This is a genomic window from Enterobacter sp. PL_is514 (assembly GCF_055816715.1).
The window spans coordinates 234189-254432 of the sequence record NZ_JBVPGN010000027.1; the positions used below are offsets into that span (position 1 = coordinate 234189).

Here is a 20244-nt window from a genome sequence, read left to right on the forward strand (position 1 = left end):
TTTCCAGAATGATACGTAAGTCTGGCAGAGAAGACGAATTAGTTCATCCAGCGGTCTTTACGCTTACGGCTTGGGATCAGATGCGGCAGGACCAGACCCAGTACCAGACCCACGCCCAGCACGCCACCGCCATACATAAACCACTGCATGATAATGGTGCGCTGTTTGTCGTCGAGCTGCAGGTTGGCGGCATTCACTTTCTTCTGCGCGACAATCAGCTCGTTTTTCAGTTTCTGGTTCTCTTCTTTCAGGCCGTTAATCACACCGTCGCTTTGCGCCACTTTCTGCTGCATTTCAGCGGTGCGCTGGTTCCAGGTGCCGTCGATGTTGTTCAGCTTGTCGGTCAGGGTCTTCACCTGGTTTTCCAGATCCGGCACGCGCGTGCGCAGGCTTGGCACGGTGCTCAACTCTTTCAGCGGGATCCAGGAAGTACGACCGGTACTGTCGCGAACCTGACCGTAGTTGGTGTCCGCATTGGTTTGTAACAGGGTGACTTCCTCGCCGGCATTTACCGTGCCCACGAGGCGATAATTATCTCCGGGGCCACTGCGTACCCAGGTGTTCAGTTCGTCAGAAACGTAACGCTTTTCTTCAGCGTGCACGGCGGTTGCGGCGCTAAAAGCGAGTAAAGTAAGTCCAATCAGGCGTAATTTAAGCATCATTAGTCGTTATTTTCATAAATAGTGGAACGATAGTAGTGGCAACAGTGTCTCTACGCAAAGCATTCGTCAGCAATCAGAATCATCTGTGTCACGACTCTACACATTTACGCCCGACAAATTGCTCATTGCATGGCAATTTGGCGCAAAATACTATGTACTGACAAACAAATGGCGAGGAAGTTCGCCCTCATTGACGCGTCTGTGACGCACGCAAAAGTACAAGGCTATGGCACAAGAAATCGAATTAAAGTTTATCGTCGAAAAAGACAGCGTTGACGCACTCCGCCAGCATCTGCATACGCTTTCCGGCGAACACCATGCACCGGTACAGCTGCTTAATATCTATTACGAAACGCCAGACAACTGGCTGCGCCGCCACGATATGGGGCTGCGTATCCGCGGCGCGGGCGGGCGCTACGAGATGACGATGAAAATTGCCGGCCACGTGGTCGGCGGCTTGCATCAGCGCCCGGAATACAATATCGACATCAGCAAGCCAGAACTTGAGCTGGAACGTTTTCCGGCGGAAGTCTGGCCGGAAGGCGAGCTGCCTTCCACGCTGGCGGAACAGGTGCAGCCGCTGTTCAGCACCGATTTCTGGCGCGAAAAATGGCTGGTGACGGAAGGTAAAAGCCGCATCGAAATTGCCCTCGATCTGGGGGACGTGAAGGCGGGTGAGTTCCAGGAACCGATTTGCGAACTGGAGCTTGAGCTGCTGGAAGGGGACGCCAATGACGTGCTGAAGCTGGCGCGCAGGCTGGTGAGCCAGTCCGGATTACGTCAGGGAAGCCTGAGTAAAGCCGCGCGAGGTTACCATCTGGCCGCCGGAAATGCGCCGCGCGTGCTGAAAGAGACGACCATTTTGCACGTTGCGCCGAAAGCCAGCGTTGAACAGGGTCTGGAAGCCGCGCTGGAGCTGGCGCTTTCTCAGTGGCAATATCATGAAGAGCTGTGGGTGCGGAATGTGAAAAACGCCAAATCCCACGTGCTGGCGGCGATTGCTCTGGTGCGCCATACCCTTGCGCTGTTCGGCGGTATTGTTCCTCGCAAAGCGAGCGCTCACTTACGTGACCTGCTGACGCAGACCGAAACGCTGATGCTCTCCGATGTCTCGGCGCAAACGGCGATCTACAGCCCGCAAACCGCCACGGCAAAACTGGCGCTGACCGAGTTTCTGGTGACGCGCGGCTGGCGCGCCTTCCTGGATGCGAAAGCAGAGGCCAAAATCGCGGAAAACTTTAAGCGTTTCGCGGATATTCATCTTTCCCGTCATGCCGCTGAACTGAAGAGCACCTTTGCCTATCCGCTCGGCGATAAGTATGGCGATCAGCTTCCCCGTCTGTCGCGCAACATCGACAGCATGCTGCTCCTTTCCGGTGCCTACGACGGGCCACAGGCGCAGGCGTGGCTGGAAAACTGGCAGGGGCTGAAGCATGCCATCGAAACCCGCCAGCATATTGAGATTGAGCATTTCCGTAACGAGGCCATTTCGCAGGAGCCGTTCTGGCTGCACAGCGGAAAACGTTAACTCTGGCAAGGAACCCCTAAAATGCCGCTTTCTTCACCGTTACAGCAGCAGTGGCAGACCGTGTGCGAACGTCTGCCTGAGTCATTACCGGCGTCATCGTTAAGCGAGCAGGCGAAAAGCGTGCTCGCCTTCAGTGATTTTGTGCAGGAAAGCATCACCGCCTACCCGGACTGGCTGATGGAGCTTGAGAACGCACCGCCGCAGGCGGACGAGTGGCGGCACTATGCCGGCTGGCTGCATGCCGCACTCGAAGACGTAGCGGATGAGACGACGCTGATGCGCGTCCTGCGTCAGTTCCGCCGTCGGGTGATGGTGCGCATTGCCTGGGCTCAGGCGCTGGAGCTGGTGAGCGAAGAGAGTACGCTGCAGCAGCTAAGCGAGCTGGCGCAAACGCTGATTGTCGCCGCGCGCGACTGGCTCTACGCCGCCTGCTGTAAAGAGTGGGGCACGCCGTGCAGCGAGGAAGGGGTTCCTCAGCCGCTGTTGATTCTGGGGATGGGCAAGCTGGGCGGCTGCGAGCTGAACTTCTCCTCCGATATCGACCTGATTTTTGCCTGGCCTGAGAACGGCTCCACGCGCGGCGGCCGTCGCGAGCTGGACAACGCCCAGTTCTTTACCCGTCTCGGTCAGCGTCTGATTAAGGCGCTGGATCAGCCCACGCAGGACGGTTTTGTTTACCGTGTGGACATGCGCCTGCGTCCGTTTGGCGACAGCGGCCCGCTGGTGCTGAGCTTTGCCGCGCTGGAAGATTATTACCAGGAGCAGGGGCGCGACTGGGAGCGTTATGCGATGGTTAAAGCGCGGATCATGGGCGACAGCGACGACGCCTACGCCAACGAGCTGCGCGCCATGCTGCGCCCGTTCGTGTTCCGTCGCTATATCGACTTCAGCGTCATCCAGTCCCTGCGCAATATGAAAGGGATGATCGCCCGTGAGGTTCGCCGTCGTGGGCTGAAGGACAACATCAAGCTTGGCGCGGGCGGCATTCGCGAAATCGAATTTATCGTCCAGGTCTTCCAGCTGATTCGCGGCGGGCGTGAGCCGTCGTTACAGTCCCGTTCACTGCTGCCGACGCTGAGCGCCATCGAGCAGCTGCACCTGCTGCCGGACGGCGACGCGCAAACCCTGCGCGAGGCCTATCTGTTCCTGCGTCGTCTGGAAAACCTGCTGCAAAGCATCAACGACGAACAGACCCAGACCCTGCCGGGGGATGACCTTAACCGGGCGCGTCTGGCCTGGGGGATGCGCGTGGACGACTGGTCAATGCTGACCGAACGGCTCGATGCCCATATGGCAGGCGTGCGCCGCATCTTTAACGAACTGATCGGTGATGACGAAAGCGAATCGCAGGACGATGCGCTCTCCGAGCACTGGCGCGAGCTGTGGCAGGATGCGCTCCAGGAAGATGACACCACGCCGGTGCTGACGCACTTAACCGACGACGCGCGCCATCGCGTGGTGGCGCTGATCGCCGATTTCCGTCTTGAGCTGAACAAACGCGCCATCGGCCCGCGCGGCCGTCAGGTGCTGGATCACCTGATGCCGCACCTGCTGAGCGAGGTCTGCTCGCGGGCGGATGCGCCGGTGCCGCTGTCGCGCATGATGCCGTTGCTGAGCGGGATCATCACGCGTACCACGTACCTTGAGCTTTTGAGCGAGTTTCCGGGGGCGCTGAAGCATCTGATTACGCTCTGCGCCGCCTCGCCGATGGTGGCCAACAAGCTGGCGCGCTATCCGCTTCTGCTGGATGAACTGCTCGACCCGAACACCCTGTATCAACCCACGGCGACGGATGCCTACCGGGACGAGCTGCGTCAGTATCTGCTGCGCGTGCCGGAAGAAGACGAAGAGCAGCAGCTGGAGGCGCTGCGCCAGTTTAAGCAGGCCCAGATGCTGCGCGTGGCGGCGGCGGACATCGCCGGAACGCTGCCGGTGATGAAAGTGAGCGATCACTTAACCTGGCTCGCGGAGGCGATCATCGACGCGGTAGTGCAGCAGGCGTGGGTGCAGATGGTGGCCCGCTACGGCCAGCCGAAGCACCTTGCTGACCGTGAGGGGCGAGGGTTTGCCGTGGTCGGTTACGGCAAGCTTGGCGGCTGGGAGCTGGGATACAGCTCCGATCTGGATTTAATCTTCCTGCACGACTGCCCGGTTGACGTGATGACCGACGGCGAGCGCGAGATTGACGGGCGTCAGTTCTACCTGCGCCTCGCGCAGCGCATCATGCACCTGTTCAGCACCCGCACCTCGTCGGGCATTTTGTATGAAGTCGATGCGCGCCTGCGTCCGTCCGGCGCGGCGGGCATGCTGGTGACCTCAACGGAATCCTTCGCCGATTACCAGAAGAATGAAGCCTGGACATGGGAGCATCAGGCGCTGGTGCGCGCCCGCGTGGTGTATGGCGATCCGCAGCTCAAAACGCAGTTCGATGCTATTCGTAAGGACGTCATGACCACCTCACGCGAGGGCAGTACGCTGCAGACCGAAGTGCGCGAGATGCGCGAGAAAATGCGCGCGCATCTCGGCAATAAACACCGCGATCGTTTTGATATCAAAGCCGACGAGGGCGGGATCACCGATATTGAGTTCATTACCCAGTATCTGGTGCTGCTCCACGCCCACGACAAGCCGAAGCTGACCCGCTGGTCTGATAACGTGCGCATTCTGGAACTGCTGGCGCAAAACGACATCATGGACGAACAGGAGGCGCAGGCCTTAACCCGCGCCTACACGACGCTGCGCGACGAGCTTCATCACCTGGCGCTGCAGGAGGAACCGGGGCACGTGGCGCTGGACTGTTTCACTGCTGAACGCGCTCAGGTAACGGCCAGCTGGCAGAAGTGGCTGGTGGAACCGTGCGTAACAAATCAAGTGTGATATTATCGCGCGCAAATTGTGAATCTTTCTGGAGTCAGGAATGAAAGTAACACTGCCAGAGTTTGAACGTGCTGGGGTAATGGTTGTTGGGGATGTGATGCTGGATCGCTACTGGTATGGACCGACCAGCCGCATCTCTCCGGAAGCACCGGTACCGGTGGTAAAGGTCGACACCATTGAAGAGCGTCCCGGCGGCGCGGCAAACGTGGCGATGAACATTGCCTCTCTGGGCGCGCACTCGCGTCTGGTGGGCTTGACCGGCATCGACGATGCGGCGCGCGCGCTGAGTAAGTCGCTGGCGGACGTGAACGTGAAGTGCGACTTCGTTTCGGTTCCGACCCACCCGACCATCACCAAGCTGCGCGTGCTGTCTCGCAACCAGCAGCTGATCCGCCTCGACTTTGAAGAAGGGTTCGAAGGCGTTGATCCCGAGCCGCTGCACGAGCGCATTAACCAGGCGCTGGGCAATATCGGCGCGCTGGTGCTGTCCGACTACGCGAAAGGCGCGCTGGCGAGCGTGCAGACGATGATCCAGCTGGCGCGTAAGGCCAGCGTACCGGTGCTGATCGACCCGAAAGGCACCGACTTTGAGCGCTATCGCGGCGCGACGCTGCTGACGCCAAACCTCTCCGAGTTTGAGGCGGTGGCGGGCAAGTGCAAAACCGAGGAAGAGCTGGTTGAGCGCGGCATGAAGATCATTGCTGACTTTGAGCTGTCCGCGCTGCTGGTGACCCGCTCCGAGCAGGGGATGACGCTGCTGCAGCCGGGCAAGGCGCCGCTGCATATGCCAACCCAGGCGCAGGAAGTGTACGACGTGACCGGTGCCGGTGATACGGTGATCGGCGTGCTGGCGGCGACGCTGGCCGCAGGAAACTCCCTGGAAGAGGCGTGCTACTTCGCTAACGCCGCGGCGGGTGTAGTCGTCGGTAAGCTCGGCACCTCAACCGTTTCCCCAATCGAGCTGGAAAACGCGGTGCGCGGCCGTGCGGACACCGGTTTCGGTGTGATGACCGAAGACGAGCTTAAAGTGGCCGTCGCCGCCGCGCGCAAGCGCGGTGAGAAAGTGGTGATGACCAACGGCGTGTTTGACATTCTGCACGCGGGTCACGTCTCCTATCTGGCGAATGCGCGCAAGCTGGGCGATCGCCTGATTGTGGCTGTGAACAGCGATGCGTCGACGAAACGCCTGAAGGGTGAAACGCGTCCGGTGAACCCACTTGAGCAGCGGATGATCGTACTCGGCGCGCTGGAAGCCGTGGACTGGGTAGTGTCGTTTGAAGAAGACACACCGCAGCGTCTGATTGCCGGTATTCTGCCGGATCTGCTGGTAAAAGGCGGTGATTACAAGCCGGAGCAAATCGCGGGCAGCGAAGAGGTCTGGGCCAATGGCGGTGAAGTGATGGTGCTCAACTTTGAGGACGGGTGTTCCACCACCAACATCATCAAGAAGATCCAGAAAGACAGTCAGTAAAAAAAACGGGCCAGCTGGCCCGTTTATTTTTTCACCCTCTCCCTGTGGGAGAGGGCTGGGGTGAGGGCATCAGGCCGCACTTACTCCTGGTCATCCACCGGTGGAATGGCCGGTGCTGGCTTCACTTCTTCCGGCGCATTGCGGTTTTCCAGCTCGGTCAGACGCTGTTCCAGCAGCGCCAGCTTCTCGCGGGTGCGCAGCAGAACCTGGGTCTGCACGTCAAACTCTTCGCGGCTGACTAAATCAAGGCGAACCAACTGCGCCTGCAGCGTCTGGCGGATTTTCTTCTCAACGTCATCACCAAATTCACGAATGCCTTTTGGCATGGATTCATGAACCTGACGCGCGATCTGCTCAATTTTCTTCGGGTCAATCATTGTCGTTTCCCTTGATGGAAAGGTGTTAGTGTCCATTGTAGCGCGTCATGCCCGGGGTAAACAAAATTGTTTGATGCTTATGCATTGCCCAGGATAATCAATAGCGTTATAGTTATCTCGCTTATTCTCAGGGCGGGGCGAAATTCCCCACCGGCGGTAAATCAGCGTGACGCTGAAAGCCCGCGAGCGCTTTGGGTGAAAACTCAAAGGTCAGCAGATCCGGTGTAATTCCGGGGCCGACGGTTAGAGTCCGGATGGGAGAGAGTAACGATCCAGTCGGGCATGGGCCCGCTCACGTTATCTTTTTGCCGCTTATACGGCGCTCCTAAGACTGCCCTGATTCTGGTAACCATAATGTTAATGAGGTTTTTTTACCATGAATCAGACGCTACTTTCCTCTTTTGGCACTTCAACTCAACGTGTTGAACATGCACTGGATGCACTGCGCGAAGGCCGCGGTGTGATGGTGCTTGACGATGAAAACCGTGAAAACGAAGGCGACATGATTTTCGCCGCCGAAAACATGACCGTTGAACAGATGGCGCTGACCATCCGTCACGGCAGCGGCATCGTATGCCTGTGTATTACCGAAGATCGTCGTAAGCAGCTCGAGCTGCCGATGATGGTCGAAAACAACACCAGCGCCTTTGGTACCGGTTTTACCGTGACTATTGAAGCGGCGCATGGCGTGACCACCGGTGTGTCTGCGGCTGACCGTCTGACCACCGTACGTGCCGCGATTGCTGACGGTGCGAAGCCATCCGATCTGCATCGTCCAGGCCACGTCTTCCCACTGCGCGCGCAGGCGGGCGGCGTCCTGACCCGCGGCGGTCACACCGAAGCGACCATCGACCTGGTGACGCTGGCGGGCTTCAAACCTGCGGGTGTGCTGTGTGAACTGACCAACGATGACGGCACTATGGCGCGCGCGCCGGAGTGCATCACCTTTGCGCGTCTGCACAACATGCCGGTGGTCACGATTGAAGATCTGGTGGAGTATCGCCAGGCGCACGAGCGCAAAGCCAGCTGATAATAAAAACGCCGGGATATCCCGGCGTTTTTTTACCCGATTCCTGCGGTCTGCAGCAGAACCAGGCTTAATCCCATCACCGACATTCCGCACAGCACGCCATAGCTGGGGTTGTTGTTAGGATCTATCTCCTTCGCCAGCGGCATCAGTTCATCCACCGAAAGTGCAACCATGATCCCGGCTACCGCTGCCATAATCGCCGCCATCACTACCGGAGAGACCAGGCTACCAAGGATCAGCCAGGCCAGCACGCCGCCAAGGATTTCGGCCATCCCGGAAATACCTGCCCAGAACACTGCGGTGCGTTTCGAGCCCGTGGCGGCATAGACCGGTCCGGCGACGGCCAGTCCTTCAGGAATATTGTGTAAGGCCACCGCCAGTGCGATGCCAAAGCCCATTTCCAGATTGCTGCTGGCCGTCACGTAGGTGGCGACCCCTTCCGGGAAATTATGCAGGCTGATGCCCAGCGTCAGCAGAACCGCCGTTCGCTTAATATTCCGCGGCATGGGCGTTACGTTTTTCTGCATTAAATCCTGCGGATGCGCGTGCGGCAGCATCCGGTCGAGGGCAAAGTACCCCAGCAGGCCAAAAACAAACATGCCGTAACCCAGCAGCGGAGACATGCCTTCTGTGCCCAGCGCGGCAGGCAGCATCTCCATCAGGGAGATGAGCAGCATGATCCCGGCAGCAAAGCCCAGCGAGAAGGCCAGCACGCGGTTAGAGGGCTTTTGACCAAGTACGCCGAGGATCGCACCGATAAAGGTCGCAGCGCCCGCGAGTATGGTCAGGATCAAGGGGACTGACATGCATAACTCCTTTTGATAATGATTCTCATTAATATAAATGATTCATTTCTGGCAAAGCGAGGGGCGAACCCCGGCTTTACACATTCCTTACATTCAAATTTCCTGATGATGATCTTCACGCTTATCTGCGTTCATCTTTGCCGGATTGCGCGTAATGTAGCACCATTAAATTGACACCTTCTGTAAGGATATCACCATGACTTCTTCCCGTATGCCAGCCCTGTTTTTAGGCCACGGCAGCCCTATGAACGTTCTGGAAGACAACGTCTATACCCGCGCATGGCGTAGCCTGGGCGAGACGTTGCCGCGTCCAAAAGCGATTGTGGTGGTATCCGCGCACTGGTTCACCCGTGGAACGGGCGTGACTGCCATGGAAGCGCCAAAAACCATTCATGATTTTGGCGGCTTCCCGCAGGCGCTGTATGACACGCATTATCCAGCCCCCGGCTCGCCTGAGCTGGCACAAAGGCTGGTGGATCTGCTGGCGCCTGTTCCTGTAACGCTGGATAAAGAAGCCTGGGGTTTTGACCATGGCTCCTGGGGCGTGCTGATTAAAATGTATCCTGATGCGGATATCCCGATGGTGCAGCTGAGCATCGACAGCACCAAACCGGCCGCCTGGCATCTGGAGATGGGCCGCAAGCTGGCAACGCTTCGTGATGAAGGCATCATGCTGGTGGCAAGCGGCAACGTGGTGCACAACCTGCGTACAGCGCGCTGGCACGGTGAGAATACGCCTTACCCGTGGGCGACCGCTTTTAACGACTACGTTAAAGCAAACCTGACGTGGCAGGGGCCGGCTGAGGAGCATCCGCTGGTGAACTATCTGGATCATGAGGGCGGTTCGCTTTCTAACCCGACGCCGGAACACTTCCTGCCGCTGCTGTACGTGCTTGGCGCGTGGGATGGTCAGGAGCCGGTTACGATCCCGGTTGACGGTATTGAGATGGGGAGTCTGAGTATGCTGTCGGTGCAGGTGGGGTAATAAAAGCAAAACGGCAACTTCAGGTTGCCGTTTTTAGTGTGTGCACCCTCTCCCTGTGGGAGAGGGCTGGGGTGAGGGCATCAGGCCGCAGTCTTACTCCACAAAAATATGCGGATAGAACCGCGACAGATCCTGCGTGATCAGCGCGCGATCTTCGCGAATGCCAATTCCGGCTGGCAGATCGTTGATGAGCCAGCTGCCAATCAGCGTATAGCTGTCGCCAAATTTCGGCAGTGGATAGAACTCCTGGACGATCATCCCTTCTTCGCCGTACGGCCCTTCAACCGCTTCCAGCGTCTTACCGTTTTCGATAATCGACACGTTCGCGCCTTCGCGGGAGAAGATCGGCTTAACGACGTATTTCTCCATCTGCGGGTAATCATCTTCCGCAAAATACGCCGGCAGCAGGTTCGGGTGATTCGGGAACATCTCCCAGAGCATCGGCAGCAGGGCTTTGTTAGAGATAATGCTCTTCCAGGCCGGTTCCAGCCAGCGCACGCCAGCATCTTCCAGCTTGGTGGAGAACATCTCGCGGAGCATGTACTCCCACGGGTAGAGCTTGAACAGGTTGCTGATCACCTGATCCTGCGTATCCGTAAACTGACCTTTTTCACCCAGGCCGATATCCTCGATATAGAGGAACTCGGTCGCCACCTCCGCTTCGGCAGCGCAGTCCTGCAGATACTGAACCGTGCCACGGTCTTCTTCCGTGTCGCGGCAGCAGGCGAGATGCAGCAGGTTGAAGCCAAACTGCTCGCGTAGCTCGGCGAAGCGCTCGATCAGCTTCTCCTGCAGGCTGTTGAACTGGTCGCTGCCTTCCGGCAGGTTTCCGGCATTGGCCTGGTCTTCCAGCCAGATCCACTGGAAGAACGCCGCTTCGTACAGGGACGTTGGGGTATCGGCGTTGTTTTCCAGAAGCTTCGGTTCACCTTTGCCGTCCCACGCCAGATCCAGGCGAGAGTAAAGCGAAGGCTGATTTGTTTTCCACGACTGGCGGACAAAGCTCCAGGTGTGCTTCGGAATGCGGAACTTTGCCATCAGCTCGTCGCTGTCGATGACCTTTTCCACGACCTTCAGGCACATCTGATGCAGCTCTGCCGTCACCTCTTCCAGCTTCTCAACCTGGGCCAGCGTGAGCTTGTAGTAAGCGTCTTCACACCAGTACGGCTCGCCGTACATGGTATGGAAGTTAAAACCGTACTCGGTGGCTTTTTCACGCCAGTCCGGGCGCTCGGTGATACTGACTCGTTCCATGATCAGCCGCCCATTGAGCGAGTAGAGGAGGTGCCTGTCGCGCTGCGCTGCATGCTGGTCTGCTTCGCCACCGATTCACCAAACCCGCCGCGGGTGATGGTGCTGGTCGTCGCAGGCTTCGGCGCCATTGCCGTTTTCGGTACCGTCACGGTGCGGCCAGGCGTCGCTGCGCCGTAGCCTTTACCGCTGGCATCGGTATATTGACCGTAAGCCGGGCTGGCCGGGTTTTTCGAGCTAAACAGCGGCTGCTGCTGGTAGCCTGCACCGCCGCCCATCAGGCGACCCATCATGTAGCCTGCCATCAGCGGCATCCAGAAGCTGCCGCTGGACTGCGCCTGCGCCTGATTTTCAGGTGCGGTGCTGGCCTGGGCCGGTGCCTGCTGGCACTGACCTTCACCGAATTCCGCCACGCAGTCTTCGCGTGAGGCATATTTCGGCGCGGTACGTTCTGCTTCTTTCAGCGCGCTCGTATAAGCCGTTTTACACTCGGCGGCTTTGCCGGTTGCGGCAGAGCAGTCGTCTGCGTTTTGATACAGCGAAACCGTTTCGTCATTTTTCTCACAGCCTGCCAGCATAAAGACAGCCGTGACCGCCAGCGCAACAGGGGTGAGGTGACGCGCGTTCCAGCTCTTGCGGAACGAAGCGTGATTTATAGATTTTGTCCGTTTCATCTTTGTCTTCCAGGACCCAGTGGTAATAACGCTCAGGATAGAGGATGAGTGGTTGAAAATGAAGCGAAGAGGGGCGGAATCAGGGGGATCTTTACGTTGGCTTACGTTCGGATGTGATTCAGATGCTCCCTCTCCCTGTGGGAGAGGGGCGGGGTGAGGGCATCAGGCCGCACCAGGCCTGATGACACTCTTAATTACGGAACGGATTATTGCCCTTGCTGGCAGGCGCTGTGGTGCGTGCGGCAGCGGGCTGTGCAGCAGGGGTGTTGCTGTTAGCGTTGAAGTTATCAACCGCGGCAACCTGATCAGGATTCTCTGGTGCAACGCTCTCCGGAGAGGTGGAGACCGGCTTGCCCAGTGCGCTGTTCAGCATCTGCAGGTCTTGCTCGTTCAGCGTACCCAGAGCCTGCTTAATGTTCAGCTGGTTAATCAGGTACTGATAACGCGCGCTGGAGAGCTGCTGTTTCGCGTTGTACAGCGTGGTGGTCGCGTCGAGCACGTCAACGATAGTACGTGTACCGACCGAGTAACCCGCTTCCATCGCGTCCAGAGAGCTCTGTGCAGACACAACGGCCTGTTTATAGGCGTTGATGCTGCTGATTGAGGCGTTCACGTTGTTGAAGGATGAACGTACGGTCTGCACCACGTTACGATGCGCGCTTTCCAGCTGCTCGCTCGCGCCAACAAAGTTGTACTGCGCCTGTTTCACCTGAGAGTTGACCTGACCGCCCTGGTACAGCGGCAGAGAGAAGCTCAGGCCCACCTTGTTCTGGCCCATATTGCTGTCATTATAACCCTGCGAATTGGCACCATTCGTTTTAGAACCACTGTAGGTGGTGTCAGAGATGCCGGTAGAGGCACTCAGGCTCAGGGTTGGCAGATGACCGTCCTGCGCCTGACGAATTTGCTCGCGGGCCAGGTCCTGGCTCAGACGCGCCTGCAGCAACGTCAGGTTGCGGTTTTCCGCCTCTTTCAGCAGGGCGTTAACGGCCTGCGGCTTATCCGTTTTGAAGCTGTCGACGTTCAGAGACGCCAGCTCAGGATAATAATTCCCGGTGACCTGACGCAGGGATTCCAGCGCGTTATCGAGGTTGTTACGCGCGGTCACTTCGTTGGCCAGCACGGTGTCGTACTGTGAACGGGCGTTCTGCACGTCGGTGATCGCCACCAGGCCCACGTTGAAGCGCTGGGTAGTTTGATCTAACTGGCGGTAAATCGCCTGTTTCTGCGCTTCGGTGTAGGAGAGTGCGTCAATCGCGCTCAGCACGTTGAAGTACGCCGTGGCCGTGTTCAGGATCAGCGTCTGCTGGTCGGTCTGATAGGTCACATCCTGGATGCCTGCGCTTTTTTCCTGCAGGGTCAGGGCACGCCATTTGGACATATCAAACAGCGTCTGTGTTAATTGCAGTGAGGCGCTGGTAGCATTGGAGTTTACGCCGTTAGCGTCGCGGAAACCGTTGCTGTAGGTATAATCTGCACCTAACCCTAACTGTGGCAGCAAGGGGCTACGCGCTTCGTTAATCTTTTCAAACGCAGCATCACGATCGGCCGCTGATTTACGTAAATCAGGGTTGCCCAGACGTGCCTGCTGGTAGACCTGTAACAGGTTTTCCGCCTGGCTCATTGCACTGAAGCCCGTCAGGCTCAGGCCGATAAGGATGGGGAGCAATTTCTTCATTTGCATTCCTTGTTGTGAAGCAGTATTAGCGCTGATCTAATTAAAAAATAATTGCCGATTCTAACAGAATCTTCCATACCAAAAGGTTGGCGTTACGTGCCATCTGGCGGTAATTTGCACCAATCTACCATATAGCCTTACAAACGGCAGCCAAACAGCCTTGAAATTCACAATTTCATCACCATTGCTACCAGGACTCGACTCATGCAAAAACCAGATAAGTTGCCCGTGACTTTCGCCAAAAACGATGTAGAAATTATTGCACGAGAAACGCTTTATAGCGGTTTTTTTTCAATGGATCTTTACCGTTTCAGGCATCGCCTGTTTAACGGGGAAATGAGCGGCGAAATCAGACGCGAAATTTTTGAGCGCGGGCATGCGGCAGTCTTGCTACCCTTTGACCCAGTGCGTGACGAAGTTGTGCTGGTGGAGCAGATCCGCATCGCCGCTTATGACGTCAGTGAGAGCCCGTGGCTGCTGGAGATGGTGGCCGGGATGATCGAAGAAGGCGAGTCGGTCGAGGACGTCGCCCGGCGCGAGGCGCTGGAAGAGGCGGGGCTGGTGGTTGGCCGAACCAAACCGGTGCTGAGCTATCTGGCAAGCCCGGGAGGCACCAGCGAACGCTTATCCATAATGGTGGGCGAAGTGGACGCCACGACCGCAGAAGGCATTCACGGTCTGGCTGATGAAAACGAAGATATTCGGGTTCATGTGGTAAGCCGGGAACAGGCTTATCAGTGGGTAGAAGAGGGGAAAATCGACAACGCAGCGTCTGTCATCGCCCTGCAATGGCTACAGCTGCATTATCAGACATTACGAAACGAGTGGAAAAAATGAAGCGCTATACGCCTGACTTCCCAGAAATGATGCGCCTGTGCGAAACCAATTTCGCACAATTGCGCCGCCTGCTGCCGAAAAACGACGCACCCGGCGAAACGGTAAGCTATCAGGTGAGCAACGCGCAGTATCGATTAACGATAACAGAATCAACGCGCTACACTACGCTGGTGGAGATTGAGCAAACGGCACCCAGCATTAGCTACTGGAGCCTGCCGTCGATGACGGTACGCCTCTATCATGACGCGATGGTCGCTGAAGTGTGTTCAAGCCAGCAGATCTTTCGCTTCAAGGCGCGGTATGATTACCCGAATAAAAAGTTGCATCAACGCGACGAAAAGCATCAAATTAACCAGTTTTTAGCCGACTGGCTAAGATATTGTTTAGCACATGGAGCAATGGCGATTCCGGTTTGTTAGCGTCATAAACCTACCTAAGGACACCATTTGGAAAGCCTGTTGAACCTGACTGTTGCTGGTGGGGCGCCAGTCAGGATATTACAAATCACCGATACCCACCTTTTTGCCGAAAAGCATGAAACGCTGCTGGGGGTGAATACCTGGGAGAGTTATCAGGCGGTACTGAGCGCCATTCACGCTGAAAACCGTGCATGCGATCTGATTGTCGCAACGGGCGATCTGGCGCAGGACCAATCTTCCGCGGCCTACCAGCATTTTGCTGAAGGCATCGCGAGCTTTAGCGTGCCTTGCGTCTGGCTGCCGGGAAACCATGACTTCCAACCTGCCATGTACAGTTCTCTTCAGGATGCGGGTATTTCTCCGGCGAAATGTGTTTTTGCGGGTGAACAGTGGCAGATCCTGCTGCTGGACAGTCAGGTGTTTGGCGTCCCGCACGGTGAACTAAGCGAGTTTCAGCTCGACTGGCTTGAGACCAAACTGGTTGCTGAACCTGAACGTCATACGCTGCTGTTGCTTCATCATCACCCTCTGCCGGCGGGCTGCAGCTGGCTCGATCAGCACAGTCTGCGCAACTCCGCGGCGCTGGATCGCGTGCTGGCGAAGTTCCCGCGGGTGAAAAATCTGCTGTGTGGGCATATTCACCAGGAACAGGATCTCGACTGGAACGGGCGCCGCATGCTGGCGACGCCGTCGACCTGCGTTCAGTTTAAGCCGCACTGCGCCAACTTTACGCTGGATACCATCGCGCCAGGCTGGCGCTGGCTGGAACTGCATGCCGACGGCACGCTGACCACGGAAGTCTGCCGTTTGACCGGTGCAAAATTCCGCCCGGATACCGCTTCAGAAGGCTATTGATGTCTACGCTCCTTTATCTGCACGGATTCAACAGCTCGCCACGCTCCGCAAAAGCGACACAGTTTCGCCAGTGGCTGAGCGAGCATCACCCCGACGTTGAGATGATTATCCCTCAGCTGCCGCCTTACCCGGCAGAGGCCGCGGAGATGCTGGAATCCATTGTGCTTGCGCACGGCGGCGAAACCTTTGGTGTGGTCGGTTCATCCCTGGGCGGGTATTACGCCACCTGGCTCTCGCAATGCTTTATGCTGCCCGCCGTTGTGGTTAATCCGGCGGTTCGGCCATTTGAGCTGCTGCGGGACTTTCTTGGCGAAAACGAGAACCCCTACACGGGCCAGCAATATGTGCTAGAGTCACGCCATATTTACGATCTCAAAGTTATGCAGGTCGACCCGCTCGAGGCGCCGGATCTCATCTGGCTGCTGCAGCAGACGGGAGATGAAGTGCTGGATTACCGCCAGGCAGTGGCGTATTACGCCTCCTGCCGCCAGACAATAGAAGAGGGCGGAAACCATGCTTTCACGGGCTTTGAGAATCATTTCACCCAGATTGTCGATTTTCTTGGACTGCACAGCCACTGACAATCAATGCGAATTGCTAGTTTAAATCATGACGCAAACCTATAACGCTGATGCCATTGAGGTCCTCACCGGGCTTGAGCCGGTTCGCCGCCGCCCGGGGATGTACACCGATACGACGCGCCCAAACCATCTGGGCCAGGAAGTTATTGATAACAGTGTGGACGAAGCGCTGGCGGGCCATGCCAAACGCGTTGACGTCATCCTGCACGCCGATCAGTCGCTGGAAGTCATTGACGACGGGCGCGGCATGCCGGTGGATATCCACCCGGAAGAGGGCGTCCCGGCCGTTGAGCTGATCCTCTGTCGTCTGCATGCGGGCGGCAAGTTCTCCAACAAAAACTACCAGTTCTCCGGCGGCCTGCACGGCGTGGGGATTTCCGTCGTCAACGCCCTGTCAAAACGCGTGGAAGTGAACGTCCGTCGCGACGGTCAGGTGTACAACATCGCGTTTGAAAACGGCGAGAAGGTGCAGGATCTGCAGGTTGTCGGGACGTGCGGCAAACGCAACACCGGCACCAGCGTTCACTTCTGGCCTGACGAAAGCTTCTTCGACAGCCCGCGCTTTTCCGTTTCCCGCCTGACGCACCTGCTGAAAGCCAAAGCGGTGCTGTGCCCGGGCGTGGAAATCACCTTTAAGGATAACGTCAACAACACCGAGCAGACCTGGCGCTACGAAGATGGCCTTAATGACTATCTGTGCGAAGCGGTAAACGGCCTGCCGACGCTGCCGGAAAAACCGTTCGTCGGCAATTTCACCGGCGACACTGAAGCGGTGGACTGGGCGCTGCTGTGGCTACCGGAAGGCGGCGAGCTGCTGACCGAAAGCTACGTTAACCTGATCCCAACCATGCTGGGCGGTACGCACGTCAACGGCCTGCGTCAGGGGCTGCTGGATGCAATGCGTGAGTTCTGCGAATACCGTAACATCCTGCCGCGCGGCGTGAAGCTGTCGGCGGAAGATATCTGGGACCGCTGTGCCTACGTGCTCTCCGTGAAGATGCAGGATCCGCAGTTTGCCGGTCAGACCAAAGAGCGCCTGTCGTCACGTCAGTGCGCGGCGTTCGTTTCCGGCGTGGTGAAAGATGCGTTTACCCTGTGGCTCAACCAGAACGTGCAGGCGGCAGAAATGCTGGCGGAAATGGCCATTTCCAGCGCCCAGCGTCGTCTGCGCGCCGCCAAGAAAGTGGTGCGTAAAAAGCTGACCAGCGGCCCTGCACTGCCGGGCAAGCTGGCGGACTGTACCGCGCAGGATCTCAACCGTACCGAACTGTTCCTTGTGGAAGGGGACTCGGCGGGCGGGTCGGCCAAGCAGGCGCGCGATCGTGAATATCAGGCGATCATGCCCCTCAAGGGTAAGATCCTGAACACCTGGGAGGTCTCGTCTGATGAAGTGCTGGCCTCGCAGGAAGTCCACGATATCTCGGTGGCGATCGGCATCGATCCGGACAGCGACGATCTGAGCCAGCTGCGCTACGGCAAGATCTGTATCCTCGCGGATGCGGACTCCGATGGTCTGCACATCGCCACGCTGCTGTGCGCGCTGTTTGTGAAGCACTTCCGCACGCTGGTGAAAAACGGTCACGTCCACGTGGCGCTGCCGCCGCTGTACCGGATCGACCTCGGCAAAGAGGTTTACTACGCGCTGACGGAAGAAGAGAAAGCGGGCGTGCTGGAACAGCTGAAGCGTAAGAAGGGCAAGCCTAACGTGCAGCGCTTTAAAGGGCTGGGCGAGATGAACCCGATGCAGCTGCGCGAAACGACGCTGGATCCGAACACGCGCCGCCTGGTGCAGCTGACGATCAGCGACGAAGACGAACAGCAGACCAACGCAATGATGGATATGCTCCTTGCCAAGAAACGTTCGGAAGACCGACGTAACTGGCTACAGGAGAAAGGCGATATGGCGGATATTGAGGCCTGATGCCCTCACCCTAACCCTCTCCCACAGGGAGAGGGAATGGATCGTAGGCCCGGTAAGCGTTAGCGCCACCGGGCTTTTTTACGTCAAAACTCCATCTTCACCGTCAGCTGCACTTCGCGCGGGTCGCCAATCTGGTTACCCAGATTGTTGGTTGCGATAGATGAGGTGTAGTAAGTCTTATCAAACAGGTTCTTCACGTTCACCTGCAGCGTCACCGGATACTGCAGCTTCATCTTATACGCCGCAAACGCATCCGCCACGAAATAGCCCGGCAGATAGTAATCCGCACCGTTGGTTGCGGAACGACGACTCACGCCGTGCCCGCCGCCGCCCAGCGTCAGGGTATTCCCGGCAAACGCATTGTGAATATCGTAGGTCAGGAACAGGGAGCCGGTATGGCGCGGCACGTTCGGCAGCGGTTTGCCCGCATAGTCTGGGTCTTCCAGCACCTTCGCGTCGGTATAGCCATAGCTGGCGATGATATTGGTGTTCTCGGTCAGCGATCCGGCTAGATCCACCTCCACGCCCTGGGAGCGCACGCGGCCCGCCGTTTTGGCGATGGTTTCACCCCCCACGCTTTCGTTGTACAGCACGTTGCGTTTATGAATATCAAACAGCGCGATATTGGCGGTAACCCCGTCGAACAGGTCGAACTTCGCGCCCACTTCGTAAGCATTCGACGTTTCCGGCGGCAGGTCGCCGATGTAGCTCGCAATGGACGACTGCGGCATAAACGTCTGCGAGTAGTTGGCAAACAGCGAGACCGCTGGCGTGAGCTTGTAAACCAGCCCCAGCTTCGGCGTCCACTGTTCGTCGCGGCTGTCGGTGTTGACGTTGAACGGACGGCCTTTGCCCGCGTACTGGGTGTAATACTGATAGCGCATCCCGGCGACGGCGATCCACTTATCGGTCAGGTACAGGGCATCCTGCGCGTACGCAGAGTAGCTTTCCTGCTTGAGCGTCTGGTCGCTGTCGGACGCCGACACGGTGGTGCATTTGTCGAGATTGCCATACGTCGGGTGATAGATATTGAAATCCTTCACGTTTTTACAGCGCATCATATCTGTGCGCAGCAGATCGTAATTCTCATACGACACGCCGGTCAGGATCTCGTTGTAAAAGCCTGCGATATCCACGTTCCCCTGCAGATCCGCACGGGTGCTGTGCATGCGCTGGGTCGAGCCCTGGGTCGCATCCACGCGGCGGGTCAGGTTGCCGGTTTTTGAATCGTAGGCCATCACGCGGGCCTGGTTATCGCTGTATTTGTCCTGGCTGTAGCTGTAGTCAAACTTCGCGGTCCACTGGCTGTTGAGGCGATATTCCGCGTTGAGCTGAGCGAGGTCGGACTGGCCGTCGGTGATGTTAAACGGCTCGTCAAAGCGGGTTTTGCGATCGACGTCGACGGCCTTTTTGGTGTTGAGATCGAAGATCGTTCCGCGATCGAACGGCGTCTTATAGTCGCGATGCGAATAGAGCACGGTCACGGTGGCATCATCGCCGAACCAGGTGAGTGATGGGGCGATAAAGGTGCTGCGTTCGTTGCCGAAATTACGCCAGTAATCCTCGTCCTGATATTCGCCCGTGAGGCGATACGCCAGGCGCGTGCCGTCAATCGGGCCGGTAACATCGACCTGTCCGGTGCCGCCGCCAAAGCTGGAAGAGGTGGCAGAAATCGAGCCGCCGAAGATTTTCTCCGGGCTTTTGGTGACGACGTTGATCAGGCCGCCCGGGTCGAGAATGCCGTACAGGGTCGAGGCCGGACCTTTCAGCACCTCCACGCGCTCGGTGGCGGCATTGAAGCTGCGCGGCAGGACGGTGCGCAGGCCGTTGGTCATGATCGAGCCGTCGCGGTTCGCGCCAAACCCGCGGCGCACAAAGGCATCCTGCGTACCGCCCAGGGTGTTGGTCTGCACCACGTTGCTGACGTTATAGAGCGCCTCATCCAGCGTGGTGGCGTGCTGGTCCTCCAGCACTTTATCGCTGACGGTATTCACCACCTGCGGGATATCCAGCATCGGCATGTTGGTGAGCGTCGCGGTGGAGGTATTCAGCGGCTGATAGCCGTTGGTGGCTTCCGCCGCAGTATTTGGATCGGCGGTGACGGTAAGCGTTTCGCCGTCTTTAGCCGCGGTGGTGTCTGCTGCCTGCGCCAGCGGCGCCATAAACAGCAGTGAAAAGAGCGCGCGCCCTTTTACCCCAGAGAGTGAAGGTGTGAACGTAGCCATTACATCTGTTATCCCGAAATATACCGCGAATGCGTTCGCGGCAAACTGTGTGAGTCATTGCCCTTTA

General features: G+C 57.8%; 17 protein-coding genes and 1 riboswitch. Of the genes, 10 read left to right on the forward strand and 7 right to left on the reverse strand.

What is annotated here, in order from left to right:
* Positions 1-38: 38 nt before the first annotated feature.
* Positions 39-659 (reverse strand): TIGR04211 family SH3 domain-containing protein, encoded by a 621-nt coding sequence (locus tag AC0TNG_RS05280; RefSeq protein ID WP_024906484.1) that lies wholly within the window; start codon positions 657-659, stop codon positions 39-41.
* Between the two features lie 229 nt (positions 660-888).
* Here AC0TNG_RS05280 and AC0TNG_RS05285 point away from each other — a divergent pair, with 229 nt between their 5' ends.
* The 3 genes from AC0TNG_RS05285 to hldE are packed head-to-tail and all read left to right on the forward strand — an operon-like array spanning position 889 to position 6538.
* Positions 889-2190 (forward strand): CYTH domain-containing protein, encoded by a 1302-nt coding sequence (locus AC0TNG_RS05285; protein ID WP_473713209.1) that lies wholly within the window; start codon positions 889-891, stop codon positions 2188-2190.
* Positions 2191-2211: 21 nt separating this feature from the next.
* Positions 2212-5067, forward strand: coding sequence for a bifunctional [glutamate--ammonia ligase]-adenylyl-L-tyrosine phosphorylase/[glutamate--ammonia-ligase] adenylyltransferase (glnE, locus tag AC0TNG_RS05290; protein WP_473713208.1), 2856 nt, complete (start codon positions 2212-2214; stop codon positions 5065-5067).
* Positions 5068-5107: 40 nt separating this feature from the next.
* Positions 5108-6538 (forward strand): bifunctional D-glycero-beta-D-manno-heptose-7-phosphate kinase/D-glycero-beta-D-manno-heptose 1-phosphate adenylyltransferase HldE, encoded by a 1431-nt coding sequence (hldE, locus tag AC0TNG_RS05295; RefSeq protein WP_003862540.1) that lies wholly within the window; start codon positions 5108-5110, stop codon positions 6536-6538.
* 80 nt (positions 6539-6618) lie between these two features.
* Here the strand turns inward: hldE and ubiK are convergent, their stop codons facing one another.
* Positions 6619-6915 (reverse strand): ubiquinone biosynthesis accessory factor UbiK, encoded by a 297-nt coding sequence (gene ubiK / locus AC0TNG_RS05300; protein ID WP_014071796.1) that lies wholly within the window; start codon positions 6913-6915, stop codon positions 6619-6621.
* Between the two features lie 119 nt (positions 6916-7034).
* Positions 7035-7185: riboswitch (FMN riboswitch) on the forward strand.
* Between the two features lie 106 nt (positions 7186-7291).
* Between ubiK and ribB the strand changes: the two genes are divergently transcribed.
* The gene (gene ribB / locus AC0TNG_RS05305) at positions 7292-7945 is read left to right on the forward strand and encodes a 3,4-dihydroxy-2-butanone-4-phosphate synthase (RefSeq protein ID WP_010435670.1); all 654 of its coding nucleotides are present in this window, start codon (positions 7292-7294) and stop codon (positions 7943-7945) included.
* A 32-nt stretch (positions 7946-7977) separates the two neighbouring features.
* Here the strand turns inward: ribB and zupT are convergent, their stop codons facing one another.
* Positions 7978-8751, reverse strand: a complete 774-nt coding sequence (gene zupT, locus AC0TNG_RS05310) for a zinc transporter ZupT (protein ID WP_024906487.1) — start codon at positions 8749-8751, stop codon at positions 7978-7980.
* A gap of 196 nt (positions 8752-8947) precedes the next feature.
* Between zupT and ygiD the strand changes: the two genes are divergently transcribed.
* Positions 8948-9736 carry a 4,5-DOPA-extradiol-dioxygenase gene (gene ygiD / locus AC0TNG_RS05315; protein WP_473713207.1) on the forward strand — a complete coding sequence of 263 codons (789 nt, stop codon included), beginning with the start codon at positions 8948-8950 and terminating at the stop codon, positions 9734-9736.
* 93 nt (positions 9737-9829) lie between these two features.
* On the opposite strand, the gene AC0TNG_RS05320 is transcribed toward ygiD, so the two are convergent.
* The 3 genes from AC0TNG_RS05320 to tolC form a co-directional block, all read right to left on the reverse strand.
* Positions 9830-10990, reverse strand: a complete 1161-nt coding sequence (locus tag AC0TNG_RS05320; protein ID WP_267215614.1) for a glutathionylspermidine synthase family protein — start codon at positions 10988-10990, stop codon at positions 9830-9832.
* A gap of 2 nt (positions 10991-10992) precedes the next feature.
* Positions 10993-11661, reverse strand: coding sequence for a DUF1190 family protein (locus AC0TNG_RS05325; RefSeq protein WP_024906490.1), 669 nt, complete (start codon positions 11659-11661; stop codon positions 10993-10995).
* Positions 11662-11851: 190 nt separating this feature from the next.
* A complete protein-coding gene (tolC, locus tag AC0TNG_RS05330; RefSeq protein ID WP_024906491.1) occupies positions 11852-13339 on the reverse strand; it encodes an outer membrane channel protein TolC in 1488 nt (495 codons plus the stop codon).
* A gap of 204 nt (positions 13340-13543) precedes the next feature.
* Here tolC and nudF point away from each other — a divergent pair, with 204 nt between their 5' ends.
* The 5 genes from nudF to parE are packed head-to-tail and all read left to right on the forward strand — an operon-like array spanning position 13544 to position 17952.
* Positions 13544-14176, forward strand: coding sequence for an ADP-ribose diphosphatase (gene nudF, locus AC0TNG_RS05335; RefSeq protein WP_024906492.1), 633 nt, complete (start codon positions 13544-13546; stop codon positions 14174-14176).
* Positions 14173-14595 carry a DUF1249 family protein gene (locus tag AC0TNG_RS05340; RefSeq protein ID WP_014833293.1) on the forward strand — a complete coding sequence of 141 codons (423 nt, stop codon included), beginning with the start codon at positions 14173-14175 and terminating at the stop codon, positions 14593-14595. The genes nudF and AC0TNG_RS05340 overlap by 4 nt, the downstream gene beginning before the upstream one ends.
* Before the next feature lie 27 nt (positions 14596-14622).
* The gene (gene cpdA / locus AC0TNG_RS05345; RefSeq protein ID WP_090418705.1) at positions 14623-15450 is read left to right on the forward strand and encodes a 3',5'-cyclic-AMP phosphodiesterase; all 828 of its coding nucleotides are present in this window, start codon (positions 14623-14625) and stop codon (positions 15448-15450) included.
* Positions 15450-16031, forward strand: a complete 582-nt coding sequence (yqiA, locus tag AC0TNG_RS05350) for an esterase YqiA (RefSeq protein ID WP_008502976.1) — start codon at positions 15450-15452, stop codon at positions 16029-16031. The genes cpdA and yqiA overlap by 1 nt, the downstream gene beginning before the upstream one ends.
* A 28-nt stretch (positions 16032-16059) precedes the next feature.
* Positions 16060-17952, forward strand: a complete 1893-nt coding sequence (gene parE / locus AC0TNG_RS05355; RefSeq protein ID WP_032650257.1) for a DNA topoisomerase IV subunit B — start codon at positions 16060-16062, stop codon at positions 17950-17952.
* 83 nt (positions 17953-18035) lie between these two features.
* On the opposite strand, the gene AC0TNG_RS05360 is transcribed toward parE, so the two are convergent.
* On the reverse strand, positions 18036-20177 hold the full coding sequence (locus tag AC0TNG_RS05360) for a TonB-dependent siderophore receptor (RefSeq protein WP_473713206.1): 2142 nt from the start codon (positions 20175-20177) through the stop codon (positions 18036-18038).
* Between the last annotated feature and the right edge of the window lie 67 nt (positions 20178-20244).